Consider the following 8,933-nt stretch of genomic DNA (forward strand, 5'->3'; position numbering starts at 1 on the left):
TCTTTTTTTTGTTTGTTAATAAGTCATGAATTTAGGCGTTTATTCTCTTTCGGTTACTTAATTTTTCCTTATTCGAAAAATATTTTTGGGAACACTTAAGTCAATGATCTCTATATATAACACCTTCACTGTTCCCAAAAACTAGCACGGTCTAAAAAAAAATTTTGATTGCATTACAAAGATAATAGTTACCCCTAACATTTATCCACAATTTATGTGGATAAGCCTGTGGTTAGCCCTGTATAGATAAGCGTTCGAATAGATACCAATCACTAAAAAAAAGACTCTACAAGTCAACCTTGTGCTGACTAAGGATGCTCGTTTAATTTACAATTGATTTATGTACGATAATCATAAAAAGTATTGATGCATGCTATGTTTGCACTAGTGGCATTTTGTTAACTTTTCAAATTGACTTCATGAGCTTTAGCGCTACTAGCGTCTTTCACTCTATGAAGTGAAGAAAAATTAAACATTAAAAAATAAATGAGCCCATTTTTCGATATTAGGATGGAAGAACATTGTTTCATGAGTCCCCGGTACAAGATGTACTGTGATTTTTCCATCGACATAGCTTTGCCAACCATTGTAGGTATCATTAATTTGGGTGAAGCTTTTCCATAATTTTTGAGCTTTAAACAAAGAAACGTTGGCTGAAACGGTTGGCAGAGCATAATTACTAAGCAATTTTTTCCTGTATTCCTCTTGGTTTAAAAAACGAAGTCGTTGCTCTTCGGTTAAGTACTGGTTACTTTGGGAAATTAGATTTAAGGACTCTTCTTTCATTAAACTAGAAGGATAGTGAGCCCAACCATCCAATAATCCTAGAAAGTGAACTTTTAAATCGGCTTGTTGTAATTGATAAGCCATTTCAAACGCGACTGTGGCGCCAAAGGAGGCACCTCCTAAGCAAAATTGATTGCCCTGATAGACAGATGAGATCGCTTGTAAATAAAATGCAGCCATTTCTTCAATGTTTTGAAATTCAAATTGATCTTCTTCAAGATTAGGATCTTGTATGCCAAAGACTGTGTATTTTCCTTCAAGTTGTTTTGCTAATTGTTGATACCAAAAAACTGATCCACCGACAGGGTGAACTAAGAAAAGTGGAGTAGGGTGAGTTCCGGTAGTCAATTTGATTAAGGTATTGGAGTAATTAAGGATTAATTTTGTGGGCGAATGCTGTTTTAGGAGTCCATCTATTTTAACAGAAAGGGACAAAATAGTTGGGCACTCAAATAAACAAGTTAGTGAAATAGGAATGGAATAATGCTTTCTTAGATTCGTTATAATTTGTAAAGCAATTAAGGAGTCGCCACCTAAATCAAAAAAATTATCTTCAACTTGAATGGACTTATGAAAAGTATTTTGCCATGTTTTTAAACAGTATTCTTGTGTTGACGTTAGATTACCAGAGGAAACTGCGGCAGGTGAAATTAATTGGTGGTAGATCTCACTTTCTATCCGCTCAAAATTAATTTTTCCATTTTCTTTTAAAGGAATGCTTTTCACTAAGAAGAATTCTTTAGGTATCATGTAAGAAGGTAGATAATTCGCTAAAAAAGTTTTTAATTCATTCAAAGCTAGCGTTTTATTTGCTTTAGCTACCAGATAAGCCCTCAAAAATTTTTCTTTAACATCCTTTTTAAGCAGAACCACTGCTTGATGGATGCCCTCATGTTGCATTAATAGGGTTTCTATGGCGGGTAGTTCCACACGATAGCCATGAAGCTTAACTTGAAAATCGTTTCGACCAAAAAATTGTAATTGACCATCACTATTCCAGCAAACCTCATCACCGGTTTTATAAGCTCGAATTAAATCCTTTTCTTGAAAATTTAAATGAATAAATTTCTCAGCCGTAATTTGAGGTTTTTCGAGATAACCTAGAGAAACTTGATTGCCGGCAACATGAAGTTCACCTCTCATCCCAAAAGGGCATAAATTATTGAATTTATCCAGAACGTAACAAGAGCTGTTAAAAGCAGGCTTACCTATCGGTACGGTTGGTAAATGAACAGGTAAATCAGGTGTGACGAAATAAGAAGTAACAGATACGGTCGTTTCAGTTGGCCCATATTCATTGACAACTTGTGTATGAGGGCAAAGCGATAACCACTGTTTTACTTCGTTAGTATGCACCGTATCTGCCCCAAGCATTAAGTATTTAAGTTGATAGAGGTTTGAAACAACCTCAGGATAATTAAGTAATTGCTCTACGTAGCCCGGAGTGAGTTCAGTATGAGTGACTCCACACCGTAGTAAATGGGCTAAATACAATTTGGGATTAAATTTGTCTTCTTCTGAACAAATGGCAATCGCTCCACCAGCAATGAGTGGGGCAATGGTGCAAGGAACGGATAAATCAAAAGCAATTGAAGAAGAGAAGTCCATAACAGATTTTGACGAAAAAAGAGTACTTTCAATAAGCCAATAACAATAATTAATCACATTTGTTTGACTGATAACGACTCCCTTAGGCTCACCGGTTGTGCCTGAAGTGAACATGATATAGGCGAGACGATTGTCGGCAGAACGCAAGAGAGGCTGATTAAAGGGTTTTAGTGATTGCGCTTCATTTTCTAATTGCTCCTCTGCATCAATAATAGAAATTGTCTTATTAGACGCAAAAAAATCATTTAAATATTGAGTAAATTCCCCTGTGGTCAATATTAAATCAATTTTGGCACGAGTAGTAATTAAATCAATTTTACCGAGAGGGTATTTGGTATCTAAAGGGACATACACGCAATCTGCTTTTAAGATTCCTAAAATTATGATTAACATAATGGGTTTTCGGGAAGAGTAAAGGCCTATAAAGGTTTGCGGTGGAACTTTGGTTCGTACAAAATCCGCAATGATTTCAGACTTTTGCCAAAGTTGTAAATAAGAAAAGGTCTTATTATTCATCAATAAAGCAGGTGCGTTAGGCTCGTCTTTGACTTTCCTTTCAAATAAAGTGGTCAGCGAATCAGACGGTAGCGAATAGGTCTTCCCTGTGCCTAATTCCAAGAGAGTATTTTTTTCTGCGGCGCTGAGAAAGCAAAACTCATTGATAAGGGTTTGGGGGCTTTTTACTAACAATTCAATAATGTTAGAAACATGACAGTTAAAATGAGTGACTAATTGCAATGCCGTCTTATTTTGTTCCTCATCCAGACGATGAAAACAATGGATATAATCCTTGTGATTGTCCACTTGTATATAAAGAGTGGTGCTTTTGGGTAGACGGTGTAATTCAACCTGTGAAAAGCTAATTACAATCGATGGTGCAACATGATTTTCAAGTTCTGGATGCCTTAGGAGGATATCACCTAAATAACCTGCCTCATGTTGTATTGTTTGATATTTTTGCTCAACGAGCTTCATCATCTTCTCAAAAGAATAACTATGTTTTAGCGCAGTCCAATTGAAAGGTAGAAAACAAGGAAAAAGGCTAGGCAAATTCTTTTGAGAAGGAGATAGTCTATCAGGAACTAAGTAAAAAGAGGTTTTTCCAAAGTTGTTGAGTCGCAAAAAATAAATCAACAGGCTGGTTAATAAAATAATAAAGCGTTCTTCATGAGAAGGATTTATAGGTAATTGACTTAATTTTAAAGCATTGACCGCTTGATTAAATTCTTTTTTTTGATTGGATAATGAAGGGTAATTGGTATGCTCAACAGAATCTTGTAATTGTTTAATCCAAAATTGTTCATGAGTTAAGGCATCCTTATAGCTTTTAGCGTGCAGTGTCATTAAATTTTCGGGTAACAGGGGAAGCTCAACTCCAGGCAACAAATTGTATTTTGAAATGGTCTCAGTTAATAGTTTCTCAGAAGTGGGTAATTTGAAATGGATATTAACAATGCCATTACAAGTCACGATTTGCATCTCACCTAAACCGATAGTGAGGATAGTACCTGGCTTTTTTCTATCAGCCGGTTTATTGCTAATTTGCGCATCTAAAACGATTAAAAAATCCTGCCCTAAATAGATTTTTAACAGCCCAATATTATTTTTATAATGCCCAAGCAGTAATGCGTGAGTCATCCTGACAATGAGCTCGGCAGACATCGTCTTCCAATGAATAAAACCAAGCTCGGGCAAGAGGTGAGTTGCTGAAAAATAACGTCGGTTGACTAACGATTGTGATTTAGTCGCATAAGATTCAGATTCAAGAGAATGCAGTAGCTCGTTAAAACTATCAATGGCTTGTTCATAGCAACGTAAATTTAAACTGAGAGCCGTGTCATTGTTCTCAATTGGAAAAGAACGTTGAATAAGGATATCACCTTCATCGATTTGCTCATTGACGACATGCCAGGTAATTCCATGCTGATATTCGCCATTAACTATAGTCCAACTTGTTGCATTTAAACCTGCGTAATCAGGCAGGAGGGAGTCGTGATAATTAATAACAAGCTTACGAGCAAGGTTAATAAAAGAAGAAGATAAAATATGACTATTAACTATACTAAAAATATATTCAACTGGAGGGGTATTATCAAAATCAATTTCATTGATTGATTTAAGAACAGGAATTTTATTCTTTTTTGCCCATTCCTGTATAGATTTTATTGGGGAAATAACTAAGTTGATACTATAGTGATTAGAGAGAAGTAGGTTCCCACATTGAATGACGAGACTGTCTTCGCCAATTAAGTAGCAGGTTGATTGCATAATAAAGTGGGTAAATGATGATTATATGATGGGTATAATACCAGAATGTCCATAAATTATCTTGATTTCATAAAGCAAAATCCCTTGCTTCTTTCTATCGTTAATCAATTACAAGAAGTTCTTGTGATTTTGGATGAGCACTTCCACGTTGCTATTTTTAACCAGGGTGCTGAAAAATTATTTCATTCCACCTTGTTGGAAGCTCAAGGAAAACCCTTTACAACTATTTGCCATAATGCTCGAATTCCTTGTTTTATTTCTGATTATGCGCGTATTCCTATGCATATTCAGACCTTTAATCAAAATATTGAAACAATCATTAATAATACTAAATACCTATGGCAAGCGTTTTCGGTGGAGACTCCAGAAGGTTTATTTCATATCTTTAAGACCCTTAATTTTTCAGAAAGTGAAAGTAAGAATGAAATTCATCAATTAAAGACCCTACTTGAAAACATGCCTTGTAATGTATATTGGATGGATAAAAATTGCCTCATGCTAGGATGTAATCAAAACGTTCTGACCATGCTTAACATGACTCTAGAGCAATTCAGGGGAAAAACTTATGAAGAATTATCGGAACTTTGTAATTGGCCCAACGGATTGGCTAATAAATTAAAAAATGATGATCTAACTGTCCTTCAAACAGGCAAAGCAATTTATGGCATCGAAGATCCCCCGCTACCAGGTACAAATGGTATTGTGTTTCATTTTTTAACAAGCAGGGTTCCTTTAAGAAATATGCATGGTGAAATCATTGGGGTTGCAGGAATTTCAATGGATATCACCGCACTTCAAAATGCCAAGGAGAAGGCAGAAATAGCAAGCCGTGCAAAGTCAGAGTTTATTGCAAACATGAGCCATGATGTTCGCACTCCTTTAACGGGTATTATTGGCATGGCAAGAAATTTAGAACTTCATCTAAAAGACGTCCTTGCCAAGGAAGATGCCCATTTAATTAATGAAAGTGGTGAACAATTATTGGATTTGTTAAATGGCGTGCTTGATATTATATCTGCAGAAAATATTTCTGAAGACGATATTCATGAAGAATGTTTTGATTTACGTCAATCGATTGAGTCGATTGCAGCGCTTGAAATGCCAACGCTCAAGTTGAAAGATCTTTATTTTAAAATAAATATTGATGAGGCTATTCCTGCCTATGTGATTGGCGATCGTGTCAAGTTAAATCGAATTCTACTCAATTTGCTAGGAAATGCGATTAAATTTACTTTAAAAGGCCATATTGAACTCAACATCAAAGTCGTTGAGCGGTCAAAACGTAAAATAAAGCTAAATTTCATGGTTGTCGATACGGGAGTTGGTATTGCTGATGAGGCACGGGACAAAATTTTTAGACGGTTCTATAAGGGTAGCCCCTCCTATAAAGGCATGTATAAAGGGCATGGTATCGGTTTACATATCGTAAAAAAATATGTAAATCGCTTAGGAGGAAAAATTCAATTAAAAAGTCAGGTCAATAAAGGCTCCGTTTTTGCCTTTGATTTAACTTTTAAACTAGGAAATCCTGCAGTTGATACCAGCAAAGCAATACCTATATCAAACTCAGTGGACTCAGCAAAAAAGAAAATAAAGAGCATGAAACAAAAAAATCATACGCCTCACCTTCTGTTAGTTGAGGATGATAGGATTGCTCTTCGAGTCCTTGAAGGAATGATTAAAGAAACCGGTTGTCGTTTTACTTCTGCGATGGATGGTAAAGAGGCTCTTGCTCTTGCCACTTCGAATCTGTTTGACCTAATTCTTACTGATATTGGCTTGCCGACCATGTCTGGAATCGAATTTTCTCAACATTTAAGAGATTGGGAAAAAAATCATCATAAAAAACCGGTGCCCATCATCGCATTAACTGGTCATGCTAAGAAGGAGGTAGAGGCATCGGGTTCAAAATCTGGGATTAATAAAATATTACAAAAACCTTTGCGAATAGAAGCGTTAAGCAATATTTTTGATGAGTATCTGCTTAAAAGTGTTGATACTGCAAAAAAATCAGCCGAATTTAGTTCTCCTAATCAAGGCCTAGGTATGGATTTACCTAACTCAGAAAAAGAGTTGTTTGAGCTTGAGCAATTTCCGTTATTAGATATCGCTAAAGGACTGGAAACTTTGGATAATGAGAGTATTTTAAATGAAATGTTGCAAATGATGCTTGTTGATATCCCTATAATTCAAAGTGATATTCACAAGGCTCATGAGACTAATGACTGGAATAAAGTGGAAAAATTAGCTCATAAGGCAAAAAGTGGTGCCACCTATGTGGGTACTACTCGAATGCAGTACGCCTGTCAGTATTTAGAGCGATATCATAAAGCAGGCCATTCCCATTTATTAGAAGAATTATATCAGCAGCTCTTACAAGTGTTGGAAGACACCTATTTATCAATTCAAAAACGATTTAAATCGCTAAAAATGGACTCCTATGAGGTCTAATTTTATATTACACTTCCTTTTAATCGTTCTTATAAGTCATGTCATTTTCATTAATAGGGTCTATGGAGCTGTTGATCAACCATTAAATTTTTTCCTAAATCCTGCTGAATTAAAACAAACAAACTATTTTCAATTTGTTGGTGGCAATATTTTTATGGGGCCGCAACTCACTTTTAAAGGAACCACCGCACTTGGTAGGGGACGGGTGAAAAGTAGCGTCCATGATTCACTTCCTTATTTATTAGCCTCTTATCGATTGAACGATCGATTTGTTATAGGACTAAATATGGCACCTAGTGTTTATGGACACATACAATGGCCAAAAAATTCAATTCTTAAGAATAACTCGACAACAACTTATTTTCTTTATTATCGAGGCGGGCTGCAATCGAGCTATCAAATAAATGATCGTTTATCCATTGGACTGGGAATCAATCTTGAGTACAACAAGCTCGGTGAACTTGATGCTTTTATTGACCAGATAGGGAATCAAATTAATAAGATTAAAGGAAGGAATTACACAGGCGACCTGGGTCTTTATTATAAAATCAATTCCCTCAATTATCTTACGATGGCTTTTTATACGGGTGTCAATACCTATGGACACGGTACTAGCTCCTTAGGAAATATTTCCACTCCTAATTTATCTTTAAATATCATTCAAGCCCCTGTTGGTTATTTAGGCGTACAACATTGGTTTTCTAAGTCATGGTTAGTAGAGGGCAAATTGTACTGGTCAGGATGGTCTATTGAAAAAAATGTAAATTTCAAAAATACAATAACAGGAACTTCCATTGTTCCTGCAAAGTGGAAAGATACCTGGTCTTATCAACTCACTACTCGATATGCTCTCAATCAGAACATAGCTTTTTTGGGCTCAATACTTTACGAAACGAATGCAGCTCCCATTTCAACAAATGCTATTGGCTACCCTTTGGCGAACACTGGTTACTTTTCAACTGGTCTAGATCTATCGGTTAGAGAAAAATTCTCTATTCAATTATCTTATAGCTATGGCCGGTTTATTCCAAAGGCAATTATTGCAAGCTCAGGAAGTACTGCAAGAATCAAAGGCTTATTTCAATCAGCGATGATTCAATTAAGTTATAAAGTATAAAGATTACCCACAAGTTAACTTTAAGGCTAAAGACATCACACATTGTGACAAATGGTTAAATGAGTACAGTATAGACAGTCTCTTTCATGCTTGGACTGCGCAAGTTCCGGAGCGCTAGGCCTATATAGGATAGCTTATACTCGTTTAGTATAAGTATGACCTTTCTACCAAGCTCTGGACCGCTGGTCTATTCTCGATTAAAAAACTAAAGTTTAAGCGATGAAAAAGAGAGCGGAGTTAGATAAACTAAGTTCCTTTTAAAAATTAAAAGACTATAAACGTGGCTCACAGTACTTTCATCACAAAACAAATCCTTTTAATTTCCTTATTCTTTTTAAACTTTAGTTTTATTTATGCAAATCCCCCCTGCAAACTTTACTCAAGCGAAGAAAAAAGCAGAAACCATTTTTAAAACCCATCGCGCCACACTTTATTGCGATTGCCCCTATAACGAGAAGAAACAAATTGATTTATTAAGCTGTCAGATGCAGGAGGCGGCAGAAAGAAGCAAGCGCGCCAGTCGCGTGGAATACGAACACATGATGCCGGCGGAACAATTTGGTCAACAGTTTAGTTGTTGGCGTGAAAAAAAGTGTAGTAAGAAGGGTAAGCCTTATAAAGGCAGAAAATGCTGTGCCAAAATTGATGCACGTTTTAAAGAAGCTGAGGCTGAATTATACAATTTATGGCCTGCTGAAGGGTT

The 8,933-nt window shown here is 36.0% G+C and carries 4 protein-coding genes; 3 read left to right on the forward strand and 1 reads right to left on the reverse strand.

Translation table 11 applies throughout. From position 1 onward, the window contains the following. Window positions 1–468 precede the first annotated feature (468 nt). Entirely contained in the window at window positions 469–4,662 is a 4,194-nt protein-coding gene (locus tag Ldro_RS15255) for an amino acid adenylation domain-containing protein (protein WP_058497293.1), read from the reverse strand. A 45-nt stretch (window positions 4,663–4,707) separates the two neighbouring features. Here Ldro_RS15255 and Ldro_RS15260 point away from each other — a divergent pair, with 45 nt between their 5' ends. The 3 genes from Ldro_RS15260 to Ldro_RS16575 form a co-directional block, all read left to right on the forward strand. Beyond that, entirely contained in the window at window positions 4,708–7,113 is a 2,406-nt protein-coding gene (locus tag Ldro_RS15260) for an ATP-binding protein (protein WP_058497294.1), read from the forward strand. After that, entirely contained in the window at window positions 7,103–8,230 is a 1,128-nt protein-coding gene (locus Ldro_RS15265) for an OmpP1/FadL family transporter (RefSeq protein ID WP_058497295.1), read from the forward strand. Before Ldro_RS15260 ends, Ldro_RS15265 begins: the two co-directional genes overlap by 11 nt. Before the next feature lie 353 nt (window positions 8,231–8,583). Further along, window positions 8,584–8,933 (forward strand): HNH endonuclease family protein (locus Ldro_RS16575; protein ID WP_476630051.1); only part of this gene is annotated, 350 nt, incomplete at its 3' end.

Origin of the sequence: Legionella drozanskii LLAP-1, assembly GCF_001467585.1 — a bacterium.
GTDB lineage: Bacteria > Pseudomonadota > Gammaproteobacteria > Legionellales > Legionellaceae > Tatlockia > Tatlockia drozanskii.

Coding starts and splice junctions, on each gene's coding strand:
- Ldro_RS15255 (WP_058497293.1), bottom strand. CDS start 4,662: ATGCAATCAACCTGCTACTTAATTGGCGAAGACAGTCTCGTCATTCAA.
- Ldro_RS15260 (WP_058497294.1), top strand. CDS start 4,708: ATGTCCATAAATTATCTTGATTTCATAAAGCAAAATCCCTTGCTTCTT.
- Ldro_RS15265 (WP_058497295.1), top strand. CDS start 7,103: ATGAGGTCTAATTTTATATTACACTTCCTTTTAATCGTTCTTATAAGT.